We start from the raw sequence: 14,795 nt of genomic DNA, 5'->3' as shown, positions 1-14,795 counted from the left end.
CAGGGTCTAGCTAAAAAATAGAAGGTTCTATGGAGGAATCAATAGATGACGGAAGCAGCTTTGCTTCATGTAGATAACATTACAGTTACAAGAGAAAATGGCAAGAAATTGCTCGATCAGGTTACCATAAAGGTCGGACATGGAGAAGTGGCAGGAGTGTTGGGTAGAAATGGTGCAGGCAAGACCAGTTTGGCATATAGCATAATGGGGCTTCCCTCTTATAAACCAGATTTAGGAAGGATATTTTTTGAGGGAAGCGATATAACTGACCTTTCCATAACCGAGAGAGCGAGGCTGGGAATAACTTTGGCATGGCAATATCCTGCAAGGTATGAGGGCATAACTGTAGCAGAATATTTGAGGCTATCGCGAAAAGATGCGACGAGGCGAGAATTGGAGGAAGCGCTGGATTTCATTCAAATGGAGCCCTTTTATCTTGATAGATTTGTTGATAAATCTTTATCAGGAGGAGAGCGAAAGAGACTGGAACTTGCCTCCGTTTATTTGATGAAGCCTAAACTTGCCATACTTGACGAGCCAGATTCAGGTGTGGACCTGTTGGCCTTGGGAGATGTAGTAAAACTTTTTAAAAAACTTGTCGATTTTGGAAGTAGCGTTTTGGTCATAACTCATAGGGATGACATTGCCTCCTCATGCGACAGGGCCTATTTACTCTGTAACGGGAGGGTGATGTTGGAAGGTCAACCCAAGGCCGTAAAGCGATACTATATGTCTTTATGCGAGCCCTGTGCTGACCCGGTTGCTACTAGCGAGGTGGCTTACTATGAATCTAAGTGAAGAGTATTCAGCCTTGATTGAAATTACCCAAAAAACGGGGGAGCCAATTAAAACTGACGAGGCGCACGTCATAGTTCACGCAAATAACATTCTGGCCTCTCAAGATACTCCTGGACTCGCTATCGATGCCAAAGAGACCGAGTACGGTGTGAGGGCAACTTTTACCGTGAAGGCGGGAACTGTGCTTGAAAAACCCGTACACCTATGTTTTGGTCACCTCGGCAAGGAAGGTAAGCAGATCATAGAAAGTAAAATCATTCTGGAAGAAGGCGCCAAAGCGAAGTTTTATGCCCACTGTATATTTCCAAACGCTATAGAATTTCTTCATGCCATGGAAGGCGAAATAAATGTTGGCAAGGGCGCTAATATGACCTATGAGGAAGTACACGTCCATGGACCAGAGGGCAAGATAGAAGTTCGACCCGTTACTCGTGTGATTGTGGAGGAGAAGGGAAAATTTGTAAGTAATTTCACGTTAGTTGAGGGAAGAGTGGGGAATTTGTCCCTTGATATAGAGGTAGATGTCATAGGCCGTCTGGGAAGCGCTGAGGTGACCTCAAAAGTTTACGGCAAATATGATGATCAATGCAGCGTGAGAGATGTAGTGCGGCTATGCGGCGAGAACTCAAGTGGATTGGTGAAGGCAAGAGTCGTGCTAAAAGATAACAGCTTCGGTAAGTTTTTTGGTGAGATTGAGGGTGCAGCAGAAGGAGCTAAAGGACATGTCGATTGCACCGAGGTGGTTCAGGGTCATGGCTGCGCGGAAGCGGTTCCCGTTGTATCCGTTACACATCCAGGGGCCGAGATTACCCATGAGGCTGCCATAGGCAGGATAGCCAGCGAAAAGCTATGGGGACTCATGGCAAAGGGACTAACCGAAAACGAAGCTGTGGACGTCGTGGTTTCCGGTTTATTAAGATGACTATTTTGGGGACGCGGTAGACGTGGATATTACAGAACTTTATGCCCTTGCAAAAAAAGTTCGGGAAAATGCTTACGCCCCTTATTCCGGTTTTAAAGTTGGGGCTGCGTTGTTTTCAGAGTCCGGCAAAATTTATGTAGGGTGTAACGTAGAAAACGCATCTTACGGTTTAACCATTTGTGCTGAAAGAGCTGCTATTTATAACGCTATATCAAAGGGAGAGCGCGCTTTTAAGGCAATCGTCATATGTGCCGATGAAACGAACCCAGTGCCTCCTTGTGGTGCATGCCTTCAGGTAATGGCAGAATTTGGAGATTTTGATGTTTTTTCCTTTAACCTGGAAGGTAAATTTCTTCAAATGCGCCTTTCAGATCTTTTGCCTTATACTTTTCGTCTTTTTAATCGGCCCAAAAGGCCTTCTTGAGGGCGCTTAAGGCGCTATATTCTGCTTGGGGAGATTCTTTTTTGATGCTTTCTAGTAGTTTTTCCATTGCGGTTCTTTTGCTGTTTTTACCATAAGGACACTCCAGGTCCTTCAGGGGCAGCTTCATGCTGGATGCTGCGGAAGCTATCGTTTCCTCCGGAAGATATATTAAAGGTCTTATCACCCACGTTTGGGTTCGACTCTGCCACGTTTTTGGGCGAAAGGTATGAAACCTGCCGGAAAAGAATATGTTAAGCAATAAAGTTACAACGGTATCCGTAAGATGGTGTCCCAAGGCAACTTTTGCAAATCCCCTATCTTTGGCTATTCCGCTCAAAATTCCTCTTCTCATGTTGGCGCAAAAACTACATGGCGAGCCTTCGTTACGAATTTTCATGATTTCAAATATAGGATAGGGATAATAAATATGTGAAACATCAAGGCTTTCACAAAAATTCTTTAAGCCCGATGAGCTAAACTTGCCACCTGTGGGATCTATCGTTAGTGCGGCAATGTTGAACTTTATGGGACTTACCCTTTGCAGGTGTTTTAAGGCCACAAGGAGAATCAAGCTATCCTTCCCGCCTGATAGCCCAACCAACACGTTATCTCCCTTTTCGATCATTGAATATGCGCAGACCGCATCACCGACAGCGCGCTTAATTCGTTCAGGCAAAAAAATCATATCTATCACCCAGAAGAGAATATCACCGGTTGTTACCGAAGTTCAACTAAAAGGAATCATTTGTTATAATACAACAATATCCATAATATCCATGGTGGCCAAATCTTATCAAATATGCCTGTGGTCACCCTTGTATACAGGAGGCTCATGTGAATATCCTTAAATTTATTAGTCACAATAGTATGTATTTTTACATAGTATTTATGCTTTTTGGCGCCCTTGTGGGTTATTACGAGAAGGTGCCGATGTCGATTATAAGACATAACGCAAAGTTGCAGACGTTGTGTCTTGTAGTGTTAATTCTTACTATCGGCTTTGAAATAGGAAGTAACGACGAAGTGCTTCTGGCATTGAGAGCTATTGGACTTAAGGCAGCTGTAATATCTTTACTGTCCGTGTTGGGTACGGTGCTTTGCATAAATATTACAATCGGGGTTTTTTCGAAGAAAGGGATGAAAAATTCTTGACAATGGTTATCATTTCCTGCCTTTTGATTGGCATATTTTCGGGGTACTTTTTAGGCATGCCTTTAAATGGCTTAACTGACTATGTGATCACTTTTTGTTTATTAATACTACTTTTTTCAGTAGGCATAGATCTTGGCAGTAACAAAGAGTCATTCAGGGACATAAAAAATAATGGCTTAAAGCTTTTTATTGTTCCTATAGGCACGATATTGGGTACTGCGATTGGTTGCATCGGGACATCTCTAATATTGAAGATGCCATTGAAAGAATCTTTAGCCGTCGGGGCGGGTTTTGGTTGGTACTCACTTTCTGGGGTCCTTATTGCGCAAATGTATAGCGTTGAACTTGGAATGGTAGCCTTTCTTTCCAATGTGATAAGAGAGATTATTGCCTTAATATCCATACCATTTATTAGCAAGCGCGTAGGCGCCTTAGAAGCAATAGGGATTGCGGGAGCTACCGCAATGGATACTTTGTTGCCCGTAATTGTGAAGAGTAACACTCCAGACGTAGTAATATATTCATTTGTGTCTGGAGTTTTTCTTACCTTGCTTGTGCCTATCTTAGTGCCTGTTATATTAAGTTTATAAAATATGTGAAGTGCCGAGCAACATAATCGTTGGTAATTTGAGATTTAATTCATCTGACATGTAACAGGGCGAATGCTATGTGCTTATTATGCTAAACAATGTCGACTGGAGGATGAAGTATCTATGTTTTTTCTGTCTGTGGCGGCTACGATGATTTTTGTTATTTCTGTAGGTGTTATGGCTTCCGGGAAGAAAATAGACGAAGAAGAATATTCCTTAGCTGGCAGGAAGGCCAATCCCTTTGCAGTTTCCGGAATATTGCTTGGCGCACTGATAGGAGGAGCCTCCACCGTTGGAACGGCCGAGATGGCTTACGTTTATGGTTTATCTGCCTGGTGGTTTACGTTGGGCGGAGGAATTGGCTCACTACTTTTAGCCCTTTTTATTGCTGAGCCTTTAAGAAAATCAGGGGTGACTACGTTGGCTCAATTTTTATCCAGGCATTACGGTTTGCAGATGAGCCGATTAGCGGCAGTAGGTTCCATCATCGGGACTCTTATAGCAGTTGTGGCGCAATTTCTTGCCTCTTGCGCTTTGTTATCCGCTATTGTGCCCTTACCCTATTGGGCGTTAAATTTACTCGTCGCCTTTCTCATTTTGGCCTTCATTTATTCGGGAGGAACTAAAAGTTATAGCGCCATAGGACAGGTAAAGCTCGTCTTGCTTTACTTTACCCTTATTGCCTGCGCCGTGTTTGCCTATAAATTAGGGCATACTCCACGTGCTCTTGTTAAAGACTTGCCAAGGTTTCCATTTTTTTCGCTCTTTGCCAGAGGAGTCTTTAAGGAATTAAACGCCTGTTTGTCCTTGATACTTGGCACGTTAGGCACGCAAATTTATGCCCAAGCTGTTTTGTCGGCCTCAAGTGAAAAAACGGCCAAACGGGGCGCTTTGTTATCGGCAATTCTGATGCCTCCGATCGGGCTTCTTGGAATTTGGATCGGACTTGCGCTACGTAGAGAGGGCGTGGTCATAGAGCCCTCCCAGGCCCTTCCGTATTTTTTATATACATACTTTCCGAAGGCTTTAAGCGGTGTGGCTTGGGCGACACTTTTTATCACATCCTTGGGCACGGCGGCCGGGCTGTCTTTAGGCGTGGCGACTACAATATCTTATGATTTGTACGTATCCTTCAAGAAGCTCTCATCGAGTAGGACGATTCTTGTGATAAATAGGTTAAGCTTGCTTTGCGTGATTGTTGTAGCTTTTATAACAAGTCTGAGGGCTGCCGATTCGCTTATTCTGCAATGGAGTTATTTGAGCATGGGACTTAGAGGTGCAGGTGTTTTTGTACCCCTAGTTGCGGCTGTTTTTTCTTTCTCGCTTTCTCCCGGGATGGCTTTTATGTCAGGTGTTGCAGGCATAACTATAGCCTGTCTGTGGCCTATGTTAAAACTTCCCGGAGAAGGGATCTTAATTGGCGTGTGCGTTTCTGCCATGATCGCACTTTTCGGCATTTATAACAGCAAAAAAGCCCGCATCAAATAACACAAAGCGGGCTTTTAGCTTAAATTCAAAGGCCGGGCCAAGGTTTAAGGCTATCCGCTCACTGCTGAAAGTTGAGTAACGATTCCAGCTAGCCAGTTCGCCTGTTGCGTCAGTTGAGCTAGAACGGTCTCCATCTGCGTGTATTGTTCTATCAACCCCTTTTCTTTGATGGCTAAGCGTTGTTCGAAATCTGCGATGCGTTTATCTATAGTAGTGATCCTATTGTTTAAATGATTTATCTCGCTTGCGACTCGTCCTTTGGTCGCTGTCGTAGAGCCTACGACAATGGGAACATTGTCAACGATGTTTCCGATAAAGTTATCAAATTTTGCCGTTACAGTCGTCATAAGCGAAGCTACGTCCTCTGAATTTGCTATCATGGCATCCATGAATTTATCGGCATCAAATACGAGCTTGCCGCTTTTCCCATAATCGGCCGCTTCGGTGGTTATTCCGATCTGAGACAGCATTTTAAAGGCACCTTCCGTTGCTATGGGATCGGAGATAAGAGCGCGCATTCTGGATTTTGTTTGCCAAAGCAGGGGATCTCCTCGGAGCATTCCTATTCTCTTTTGGTAATCTTCCGTTGGGTCTTCTATAGGTTTTTCCGATACCCTGATATTGATCCAATCTATGGCAGCATTATAGGCTTCCACGAAATCGTTTATTGCATTTACGGCCTTTTCGGCATCGAGCACTATATCAGTTACCACATGCCCAACTCCATTTAACTTAAAGGTAAGGCCTTCAACCAAGTCGCTGATTTCATTGCTCGATCTTTGGACTTCCAGTCCGTCTATTTTTAATAATGCGTCTTGTGCCGCTTTAATTTCGTGAGTAAAATTTCCTTCGCTCCAAATTTCAAGGGCACTTAAAATGTCGTCATCGTCATTAACGACTGTGATGGCATTGCTTTCTCCAGTATCGTTGCTCGTAAGTATCAACTTGTTGTCCAAGATCCTTGCAGTAATGCCTAAAGGTAATTCTTCCTCAGTGGTAGCGGAGTTAATTTTCTCCGCTAATGACGATAAAGTATCGCTTTCGATTACTTCGATCTCAGCCTCATTTGCTCCCACTTTAATTGTGAAATTTCCCTCCAAACCAAGGGCAGCTGAAGGGTCGTCTACTTTTTTGCTTGCCACGCTGTGTGCTTGCGCAAGCTGCTCGACTTCAATATCGTATCTTGCAATTTCAGCGTCGGCCGTTGCCGTTATGCTCAGGACGGATGAAGGATCTAAAGAGCTGCCAATGTTAGCAATCTCTGCAGTTTTTGCCAGATAAGTGGAAGACAGCTTAAGTGGCGTTAAAGTTGAGCGCAGTGTTTTGAAATTTGCGCTAAATTCATTGTAAAGGTCTATCCTAAATTCAAGTTTTTCTTTTTCTGAAGTCCAAACGTCAGCGATTTTACGCTCTCGTTCCATGATCTTGTCTATCATAGTTCCCCAGTCTATGCCCGAAACAAGTCCAGTAACCTGAAAAAGGGGATTACTCATAGTCATAGAAGTATTCCTCCCTTACTTGTAGCCTCTGTACTATACTATATAAAACTATACTATATAAACAATCGGCATTTCTTGCTTTATTCTTGAATGAAAGTAAGAAGTTTTTAGGGACTTTTTAAAATTTGCTTCCCTTAGTAGTGCGGGCAATTTGTTTACTTGCTCCAGATGATAAAATATTTTAGGCATGATAGGATTAGATTATCTTAATTTTTAATACGGGGGAAACTTTGTGAAAATAGATCCACAGAAAATTAAAAAGGTGCTCGTAATAGGGCTTTCTTGCCTTGGCGATATGGTGATGGCATCGGCTGCTCTGTGGAATTTAAAGCTCTTTCTGCCGAACGCCAAATTTACGGTATGGGTTGGTCCCAGGGCCTTGGGAGCTGTTTCAGGAGATCCCATGTGGGATGAAGTTATGATTTACGACAGAGGGGGAGAGTTTGCCGGATTTAAAGGCAGGATAAAAGCTTTAAAGCTTATGAGATCTGGCAAATACGACTTAATCATAGATTTAAGATCTACGATTATGCCGCCCTTTTCTGGGGCACGCTATTCCCCCCTGTGGGGTTTAAGGGAGGTCTTTCTGCCCAAGACCTTACATGAAGCAGAAAGGACATTACAAGCCATGACCTCCCTCGGGGTGCCGATAAAAATTAGACAGTTAAGATTCTACATTCCCCAAGAGCTAAGAAAACTCGTCAAGGCAAAGCGCTCTGATAAAGTGCGCGGAAGGAAACTCGTAATATTTAATCCCGGCGCGAATTGGCCTCCAAAGAGATGGCCGATACGCAATTTCATTGAACTGGCCAATCTGCTAATTTTGGAACATGGTGTTGTAATAGGCGTGATAGGGTACTCAGAGGAAGAACAAAACTTAGGCAGGCAAGTTTTAGACAATCTCCCTTATGACGATACTCTTGATCTTACGGGAAAAGTGCCTTTAAGAGAGTTAGGTGCTTTGCTTGAAACGTCCTCCTTATTTGTCACAAATGACACCGGTACGTTGCACATAGGCAGCGCTGTTGGTGTTCCTATGGTCGGGCTCTACGGTCCTTCTAGTCCTGAGAGGTATGGTCCTTGGGGAACGAAGCATCGAGTGGTCGCCCCTCCCATGTCATGCGCTCCTTGCGTCGGTAAATCCTGCTTATATGATGATTTTGCCTGCATATCCAAAATAAGGGTAGATGACGTATTCGAGGCATGCGAAGAACTTTTAAATTAGGAGGAGGGATATCGCGATTGATAAAGTTGATAGAAGAACAAATCAATGCTTCCGTTGAGCTAAATAAACTACTTTTAAAAGACGATTTGCTTGAAGCTGTGAAGAAAGCTGCCGATCTGGTTATAGGAGCTTACAAAGAGGGAGGCAAGGTATTGTTTTGCGGTAATGGGGGCTCCGCTGCGGATGCTCAGCATTTGGCAGCCGAATTAGTGGGAAGGTTTAAAAAAGAAAGAAGGGCACTTCCGGCCATGGCCTTGCATGTCAACACGAGTGCTTTGACCGCTATAGCAAACGACTATAGTTACAATGACGTCTTTGTCAGGCAAGTTGAGGCCTTCGGAAGGCCCAAGGACGTATTGATTGGAATTTCTACGAGCGGCAAGAGCGAAAACATCCTGAGAGCCCTCGCTTTGGCCAAAGAAAAGAGTTTAAAGACGATCGGCTTTACCGGAATGAACGTGGCTAACATGAGACCTTTGTGTGATGTGCTTTTAAGTGTTCCATCTGAAGACACGCCAAGGATACAGGAAGTTCATATGTTGTGGGGGCACATAATTTGTGGCTTGACGGAGGGCGAACTTTTCGATGGCAAATAACGAAAGATTGGCCGTCATTCTTGCTGGCGGGTTGGGTACGCGCCTAAGAGGGGTTGTTTCAAACGTTCCTAAGGCATTAGCACCCGTAGCAGGAAAGCCTTTCTTAGATTGGCTCCTGACTATGCTCAGACGCAAGGGTGTTGATAGAGTATTGTTGCTTTTAGGGTATGGCGCCGAAAAGATCATGGCTTTTGTCGGAGATGGAGATAAATGGAATGTTAAGGTGGCCTATAGCTTGGAAGAAGAACTTTTAGATAAGGCGGGAGCCTTGCGAAATGCATTGCCGCTTATAGACGAACGGAGTTTCTTTTTTTTGAACGGAGATACCTTGTTGGATTTGGATTATGACGAAATGTTAAGTTTTCACTTAAGCAAAAAGGCCAAACTTACCATAGCCGTCAGGCTGTGGAAGGACCTTTCACGCGTTGATCCGGTCAAAGTGGACAAAAATTCCAAGGTGATTTCCTTTGCAGAAAAAAATATCCCTCCCGAAAGCGATGGCTTCTGGTTAATTAATGGCGGCGTCTACATCGTTGAAAGAGAGATAGTGGAAGAACTTCCCTTGAAGCGTTTATCATGGGAGGCAGCGGTGATCCCTAAATTGGTAGAAAATGGGGTCGTTTACGCCTACAAATCAAATGGTTACTTCATAGACATAGGCGTTCCTGAAGATTATTTTAGGGCACAAAAGGAAATCCCCGAAATTCTACGTTTTTAGGAGGTTATTTTGTTGAAAAAAGCTTTTATAACGGGAATCGGTGGATTTATAGGATCACATCTCGCTAAACATATGGCCAAGGCGGGCTATGAGGTTTATGGTTCATATTTTCGCCCAACTTCTGACATGAAAAATGTGCTCCCCTTTGCCGCAAAGGTCTATAACGTAGACGTAAGGTATAAGCCTCATTTAAAGGAAGCCTTGGCCGAAGTTAGACCCGATGTTATATATCATTTGGCCGCTCAAAGCTATCCGATGGAATCCTTCAGAGAACCATCCTATACGATGGAGACCAATGTCATGGGGACACTTAATTTGTTTGAGTCTATCATAGAGTTAGAGTTAAAGTCTTCAAGGATAATGCTGGCTTCCTCTACAGCTGCTTATGGCTTCATCGATCCCTCGGAAACTCCCGTTACCGAGGAGCAACCCTTTAGGCCGGCTCATGTATACGGTGTTTCAAAAGCCGCCCAAGATTTGCTCGGGTTTACTTATTTTAGCACTTATGGTCTTGATATAATAAGGCTTCGCATTGGTAATTGCGTAGGCCCTGGCAGGAAAGGCGAAGTCGTATCGGATTTTACTTACAGGAGGGCTAAAATTGAGCTAGGCATTACGGAACCAATCTTTCGCGTCGGAAACCTTCATACAAAAAGGGCGTTTCTTGACGTGAGGGATGCCGTTGAATCTTTCTCGTTACTAGAGGAAAAGGGCAAAAGTGGCGAGGCATACAACGTATCTGGAGAAAATCCTTGCTCCATAGAGGAATTGCTAAGTATGGTATTAAAAACTTGCCCGGTAGAGGTGGATGTAGTCGTTGATCAAAGCCTGGTTAGAGAAAAAGATGAACCTATTTACTGGAACGATTTAAGCAAGCTTAAAAGAGAAACAGGTTTCGTTCAAAAAATTCCTTTAGAAAAAACCGTTGAAGACATGATTAAGTGGTGGGTAGATAACTTAAAAGAAAGCAGAGGGTTAGGACAATGTTTGTAGATATTGATGGTGAAAGGCGTGATGTGAAAGAGCTCGTCATAGAAGCTTTGGAAGAGACTAAAAAATATATTCCCGTTGTCGTGCAAGGAGTGGATTTGGTCGCGGAAAAGCTGGAAAATGAAGAGACGCAAGAGGCGTTAATGCTCATGTCTAAACTGATGGAAGGCATTAGCTGGGTTATGAGAGTCATTCAAAATAGCATATTGTTACTAGGGCTCAAAGGTGAAAATTTTGCCGATGGCAACTTGCTGGAGGTTAGCCAAGCGTTGACCCATTCTCTTGAGGACGCAATGCCTTGTTTGCAGGAAGGCAAGTTTTTTGAGTTGGCATTTCGTCTGAGAGAAGAAATCTTGCCTAGATTCAGAGATATAAAACCTTACGTGGATGAATTACACGATATAGCCATCAAGGGGGAGTAAATCCTTGAATGCTGCCGTTTTTTTGGATCGAGATGGCACTTTGATTAAGGAAGTGGGATATCTTTCTTCCCTGTCGCAAATCGAGATATTGCCGAATGTTCCCGAGGGGTTAAAGCTGCTAAAGTCACTGGGATATTTTTTGATCGTGGTCACGAATCAAAGCGGGGTAGCACGAGGGTTTTTTAGTGAATCCTTCGTATTGCAGGTTCACTCTGTCCTTCGGGAAATGCTGGCCCAAAAGTGCGTTCAAATAGACGCTTTTTATTATTGTCCGCATCATCCCACGGAAGGCTTTCCGCCTTACGATATTGACTGTGAATGCAGGAAGCCAAAAACTGGAATGCTGAAGGAAGCCGCGAGAGCGTGTAACATAGATATTTCGAGATCATGGGTGATTGGAGATTCTTTGGTAGATATGCAGCTTGCGCGAAATGCAGGCTGTAGAGGTGTGTTTCTTGGAACCGGTCATGGGCGTATGATTGAACAAAATATCGTCCATGAACCGCCGTTTTTTTACGCTGTAAAAGACGATCTTTTGGAAGCAGCTAACTATATAGCCTCAAATAACGCCAGGGCCTAAGATATATTTGAGACAAAATCAAAAGAAAAGTTTTTCTAAATAGTGGGGAGGCCGCGTCTTTTGTCATTGAGAAGGGGCTTAATGTGGTTTGTAGGGTTGACGATATTCGTAGGTATTTTGGTCATACATTACACGAGTGATAGCGAGACTTGGCGCTTATTGATGCAAGCAAGATATTTAGGAGTTGCCATGGCCTTGATTTTAGCGGCTCTGGGCTGGGTATTTGACGCACTCCGCATACAGGTCATAGCTGAGATAATGGAAGAACGCGTACCCTTTAAAACCGCCCTTTCATTGGTTTTTTTGAATGCCTTTGGTTCTGCTATTACACCCTTTCAAAGTGGGGGAGGCCCGATCTTAATATATGTTCTTCGCAATAACGGCGTTCCCATTGGCAAGGGACTGGCCCTGGCTTTAACTAGGACGGTTGTGACTGTCGTCGTGTTGGGAGTTTTCGTTCCCTTGTCATTGCTTTTTGTTCCAGATGTATTCAAAGAAAGTGTTGCCATGATGGGTGTATTTTTATATGCAACAATTTTTGCCCTTTTATTTGGCATTTTGGTCATTGTGAGCATTGTAAAATCTGATCTTATTAAACATTTAGTAAAAGTGGTGACGTTACGGATGGACCGACTTGACGTCTTTAACTTGCGCGTATTTTCAATAGTGCGTTTCTTTAATAAACAAATAGATCTCTACGCACAGAATATGAAATTGCTCTTTACTGGTGGAATTTTCAGGTTTGCCTTGTTAGTATTTTTAACACTTGCCTATCTTTTTTCTGCCATTTTTGTTTTACCCGTTCTTGCTTGGGCTCTTGGGATAGGCATATCCATTAAAAAAGCTATTTTGATCCAAGGTCTTTTCTTTTTTGTTTTGTATTTTGTTCCTACTCCTGGCGCTAGCGGTATAGCAGAAGGTGGAGGCGCGGCCATTTATAGAGTCTTAGTCCCCCTTAATATTGCAGGCGTTTTGTCAATAGGATGGCGATTCTTTACTCACTATTTATCTATTTTCATAGGAACCATTGTGGCATTCGAGACGATAGGGATGGAAATCATATCTGCAATTCTAGAAAGGAAAAAGCAATGAACCTAATTGAGGTTAGAAAGGCTGCCTTTAAATGGAGAGGTGGCATATGGACGGCATTTTACTTAGTAATATTCTTTCTTGCCAAACCTATATACGAGGGTGTTTTACTGGGACTTATGTTTGTGATTGCAGGTCAAGCGATCAGGTTTTGGGCAGCCGGTTCAATCGGACTGTATAGAGGGGTAGAGGTCAAGGCATCTTGTTTGGTAACTTGGGGGCCTTACGCCTTCGTCAGAAATCCCTTGTATCTTGGCAATGGCATCATTGGGCTGGGATGGGCAATGATGGCCGGAGGGTGGAGCATCCCGGTATTTATTGTCGCTTTTGTGCTTGTTTATTGTTTTCTTATAATACCCTACGAAGAAAACTTTCTTGAAGAAAAATTTGGCGATGAATACCTTAAATACAAAGCTAAAACTGGATCTTTGGTGCCAAGGAGGTTGCCCTCAAAGGAAGAGGTTAAAGGTCCTTTTTCCTTTGAAGTGTTGTTGAAAAGTGAAAGGCATTCCTTGCATGTGACCGTAGCTGGAACTGTCTTGCTCGTGACTAGGCTGTGGTGGTGATGGATTATGGAAATAGTTATCATGAATTATAGAGATGTAGAAGCGGTAAGTTCATGTGTATTATCAAGCCCCCTTTGTGCTTTTGAAATAAAATTTTATGGCAACATAATCATACGAGTAAAGCCCACGAATTTGCTGCCCCCTGGCGATCCGCCTCTTTGGTTGCGGGAGGTTTGGAAAGGGCTTTGGAATGGCGAAAGGCTTGAAGTTACGTTGGGTTCTTTTAAAAAACCCTCAGTTCTTGCTGAGAAGGTTTACGGCGTTGTAAAAGACATACCCTTTGGAAAAACCAAATCTTACAGCGAGGTCGCCTCTTTGGCTGGAAAGCCGAGGGCGTCGAGAGCTGTGGGAACGATCTTGCGGAATAATCCGTGGCCCCTTTTTGTGCCTTGCCATAGGGTTATAGGCAAAAACGGCAAGTTGTTAGGTTATGGCGGCCCTCAGGGAGTAGAGTTGAAGAGGCGTCTCTTGATCTACGAAGCGAAGGTTTTAAACAATTCTTCCGCCAAATAACCTCTCCCATGTCTTGGCGTATACCTTGTTTTTTGGTAATGGATTTAAGGCTATTCCTTCCTCAATGGCTGTTTGAGCAACGGCTTCTGCTATCCGTGGAGTAGTTTCGTCGCTGAATATGGGCGGTACTATGTTGTCAGGCGACAGACGTTTTTGGTCTATGGAACTTGCAAAACCATCGGCTGCCTCCAAAAGCATGGCAGTAGTTATGTTCCTAGCACGAACATCGAGCGCTCCTCGCATGATGCCTGGATACACTTGAAAGCTCGCAATTGGGTTAATCGTGGTGGTCCAAAATTGGCTGCTGGCAACTACAGCGGCTCCTTTTTCCCTAGCCAAGACCGGGCTTATTTCCGGCTCGGGTAAAGCCAAGGAAAAGACAATAGGATTTTTATTCATTAACTTTATGTAATCGGGATCAAAGGCGTTTTTTGTAGATAATCCAATAAAGACATCTGCTCCGGACATTGCCCCTTTTATGTTTTGGTAATCCATACTTACGTCGAGGCTTTCTGCCAGTTTGGCCTGCTCGCGATTCATGAAAGGATTAGAAGCTGTAAGGATTCCATGGCTATTTACTACAATGACCTGCCCCGCTCCGGCGCTAAGCAGTAGTCTTGCCGTTGAAATGCCGGCTTTGCCGGCTCCCCATATGATTATTTTTATGTCAGACAGGTTTTTCCCCACCACGATTAAAGCGTTTTTAAGAGCACCAAAGAGCGCTACAGCTATCCCGTAGTGATCATCCGAAAATACAGGTATATCCAGGGAATCTTTTAATTTATCTAAAATATCAAAAGAAGTTAATGGTGATATGTTGGATATGTTCAAACCCCCGACGGTGGGGGCAACTAATTTGCATACTTCTATAATCTCTTGGGCATTTTTAACCTCTAGACAAAGGGGAAAAGCGTCGATGTCTCCAAAAGCCTTAAAGACCAGACATTTCCCTTCAAGTATTGGTAGTATGGCATAAGGATCCTGTTTTTCAAGGCCTAAAATCGAGGATCCGTTCGAAACGACAAGAATGCTGTTACCCCTTCCTGTGTATTCAAAAGCGGCTTCTCGGTCCTCGGCAATTATGCTTGCCACAACAAGACTTCCCGGAAAGTATGCATAGGCCAAATCGTCCGTTGTGCGAAGCTTGGTTGATGGGCCCATCTTTACTTTGCCTTTAACTCGCTTATGTAGCTCAATTGCATGATGCCGCTCTATTAACATGA

Annotated in this window: 18 protein-coding genes; 15 read left to right on the top strand and 3 right to left on the bottom strand. The window is 43.7% G+C overall.

Going from position 1 to position 14,795, the window contains the following annotated elements:
- Nucleotides 1-45: 45 nt before the first annotated feature.
- Genes AC5SXE_RS00870 through AC5SXE_RS00860 form a run of 3 tightly spaced genes read left to right on the top strand, consistent with a single transcriptional unit; the run spans nucleotide 46 to nucleotide 2,144 of the window.
- The gene (locus tag AC5SXE_RS00870) at nucleotides 46-798 is read left to right on the top strand and encodes an ABC transporter ATP-binding protein (protein WP_303882893.1); all 753 of its coding nucleotides are present in this window, start codon (nucleotides 46-48) and stop codon (nucleotides 796-798) included.
- The gene (locus tag AC5SXE_RS00865) at nucleotides 785-1,720 is read left to right on the top strand and encodes a SufB/SufD family protein (protein WP_303882894.1); all 936 of its coding nucleotides are present in this window, start codon (nucleotides 785-787) and stop codon (nucleotides 1,718-1,720) included. The genes AC5SXE_RS00870 and AC5SXE_RS00865 overlap by 14 nt, the downstream gene beginning before the upstream one ends.
- A gap of 22 nt (nucleotides 1,721-1,742) precedes the next feature.
- A complete protein-coding gene (locus AC5SXE_RS00860) occupies nucleotides 1,743-2,144 on the top strand; it encodes a cytidine deaminase (RefSeq protein ID WP_433913109.1) in 402 nt (133 codons plus the stop codon).
- Here the strand turns inward: AC5SXE_RS00860 and AC5SXE_RS00855 are convergent.
- Nucleotides 2,119-2,829 (bottom strand): tRNA 2-thiocytidine biosynthesis TtcA family protein, encoded by a 711-nt coding sequence (locus tag AC5SXE_RS00855; protein ID WP_493916314.1) that lies wholly within the window; start codon nucleotides 2,827-2,829, stop codon nucleotides 2,119-2,121. The two genes, AC5SXE_RS00860 and AC5SXE_RS00855, sit on opposite strands and share 26 nt — an antisense overlap.
- 149 nt (nucleotides 2,830-2,978) lie before the next feature.
- On the opposite strand from AC5SXE_RS00855, the gene AC5SXE_RS00850 reads away from it, so the two are divergent.
- From AC5SXE_RS00850 to AC5SXE_RS00840, 3 genes are all read left to right on the top strand, one after another.
- On the top strand, nucleotides 2,979-3,296 hold the full coding sequence (locus AC5SXE_RS00850) for a LysO family transporter (protein ID WP_493916302.1): 318 nt from the start codon (nucleotides 2,979-2,981) through the stop codon (nucleotides 3,294-3,296).
- 2 nt (nucleotides 3,297-3,298) lie between these two features.
- Nucleotides 3,299-3,886 (top strand): LysO family transporter, encoded by a 588-nt coding sequence (locus tag AC5SXE_RS00845; RefSeq protein ID WP_303882900.1) that lies wholly within the window; start codon nucleotides 3,299-3,301, stop codon nucleotides 3,884-3,886.
- A 123-nt stretch (nucleotides 3,887-4,009) separates the two neighbouring features.
- Nucleotides 4,010-5,374: a sodium:solute symporter family protein gene (locus AC5SXE_RS00840; RefSeq protein ID WP_493916301.1), complete on the top strand. Its 1,365-nt coding sequence runs from the start codon at nucleotides 4,010-4,012 to the stop codon at nucleotides 5,372-5,374.
- A gap of 50 nt (nucleotides 5,375-5,424) precedes the next feature.
- Here the strand turns inward: AC5SXE_RS00840 and fliD are convergent, their stop codons facing one another.
- Nucleotides 5,425-6,873, bottom strand: a complete 1,449-nt coding sequence (gene fliD, locus AC5SXE_RS00835; protein WP_310846881.1) for a flagellar filament capping protein FliD — start codon at nucleotides 6,871-6,873, stop codon at nucleotides 5,425-5,427.
- A gap of 232 nt (nucleotides 6,874-7,105) precedes the next feature.
- On the opposite strand from fliD, the gene AC5SXE_RS00830 reads away from it, so the two are divergent.
- From AC5SXE_RS00830 to AC5SXE_RS00790, 9 genes are read left to right on the top strand one after another with little or no spacing between them, the layout of a single operon-like run.
- Nucleotides 7,106-8,098: a glycosyltransferase family 9 protein gene (locus AC5SXE_RS00830; RefSeq protein ID WP_493916300.1), complete on the top strand. Its 993-nt coding sequence runs from the start codon at nucleotides 7,106-7,108 to the stop codon at nucleotides 8,096-8,098.
- Between the two features lie 17 nt (nucleotides 8,099-8,115).
- The gene (gmhA, locus tag AC5SXE_RS00825) at nucleotides 8,116-8,694 is read left to right on the top strand and encodes a D-sedoheptulose 7-phosphate isomerase (RefSeq protein ID WP_303884528.1); all 579 of its coding nucleotides are present in this window, start codon (nucleotides 8,116-8,118) and stop codon (nucleotides 8,692-8,694) included.
- Nucleotides 8,684-9,412, top strand: a complete 729-nt coding sequence (locus AC5SXE_RS00820; protein ID WP_493916299.1) for a nucleotidyltransferase family protein — start codon at nucleotides 8,684-8,686, stop codon at nucleotides 9,410-9,412. The genes gmhA and AC5SXE_RS00820 overlap by 11 nt, the downstream gene beginning before the upstream one ends.
- 12 nt (nucleotides 9,413-9,424) lie before the next feature.
- Nucleotides 9,425-10,405: a GDP-mannose 4,6-dehydratase gene (locus AC5SXE_RS00815; protein ID WP_303884524.1), complete on the top strand. Its 981-nt coding sequence runs from the start codon at nucleotides 9,425-9,427 to the stop codon at nucleotides 10,403-10,405.
- Nucleotides 10,396-10,824: a DUF8042 domain-containing protein gene (locus tag AC5SXE_RS00810; RefSeq protein ID WP_303884522.1), complete on the top strand. Its 429-nt coding sequence runs from the start codon at nucleotides 10,396-10,398 to the stop codon at nucleotides 10,822-10,824. The genes AC5SXE_RS00815 and AC5SXE_RS00810 overlap by 10 nt, the downstream gene beginning before the upstream one ends.
- 4 nt (nucleotides 10,825-10,828) lie before the next feature.
- Nucleotides 10,829-11,404, top strand: coding sequence for a D-glycero-alpha-D-manno-heptose-1,7-bisphosphate 7-phosphatase (locus AC5SXE_RS00805; protein ID WP_493916298.1), 576 nt, complete (start codon nucleotides 10,829-10,831; stop codon nucleotides 11,402-11,404).
- A gap of 60 nt (nucleotides 11,405-11,464) precedes the next feature.
- Nucleotides 11,465-12,496 carry a lysylphosphatidylglycerol synthase transmembrane domain-containing protein gene (locus AC5SXE_RS00800; protein WP_493916297.1) on the top strand — a complete coding sequence of 344 codons (1,032 nt, stop codon included), beginning with the start codon at nucleotides 11,465-11,467 and terminating at the stop codon, nucleotides 12,494-12,496.
- On the top strand, nucleotides 12,493-13,059 hold the full coding sequence (locus AC5SXE_RS00795) for a methyltransferase family protein (RefSeq protein WP_310846864.1): 567 nt from the start codon (nucleotides 12,493-12,495) through the stop codon (nucleotides 13,057-13,059). Before AC5SXE_RS00800 ends, AC5SXE_RS00795 begins: the two co-directional genes overlap by 4 nt.
- Nucleotides 13,060-13,065: 6 nt before the next feature.
- On the top strand, nucleotides 13,066-13,572 hold the full coding sequence (locus AC5SXE_RS00790; protein ID WP_310846861.1) for a methylated-DNA--[protein]-cysteine S-methyltransferase: 507 nt from the start codon (nucleotides 13,066-13,068) through the stop codon (nucleotides 13,570-13,572).
- Here AC5SXE_RS00790 and AC5SXE_RS00785 read toward each other — a convergent pair.
- Complete coding sequence (locus AC5SXE_RS00785) at nucleotides 13,549-14,793, bottom strand: NAD(P)-dependent malic enzyme (protein WP_310846858.1); 1,245 nt, start codon at nucleotides 14,791-14,793, stop codon at nucleotides 13,549-13,551. The two genes, AC5SXE_RS00790 and AC5SXE_RS00785, sit on opposite strands and share 24 nt — an antisense overlap.
- Between the last annotated feature and the right edge of the window lie 2 nt (nucleotides 14,794-14,795).

Source organism: Acetomicrobium sp. (assembly GCF_059026225.1).
This window is presented reverse-complemented; position numbering and strand designations above follow the sequence as displayed.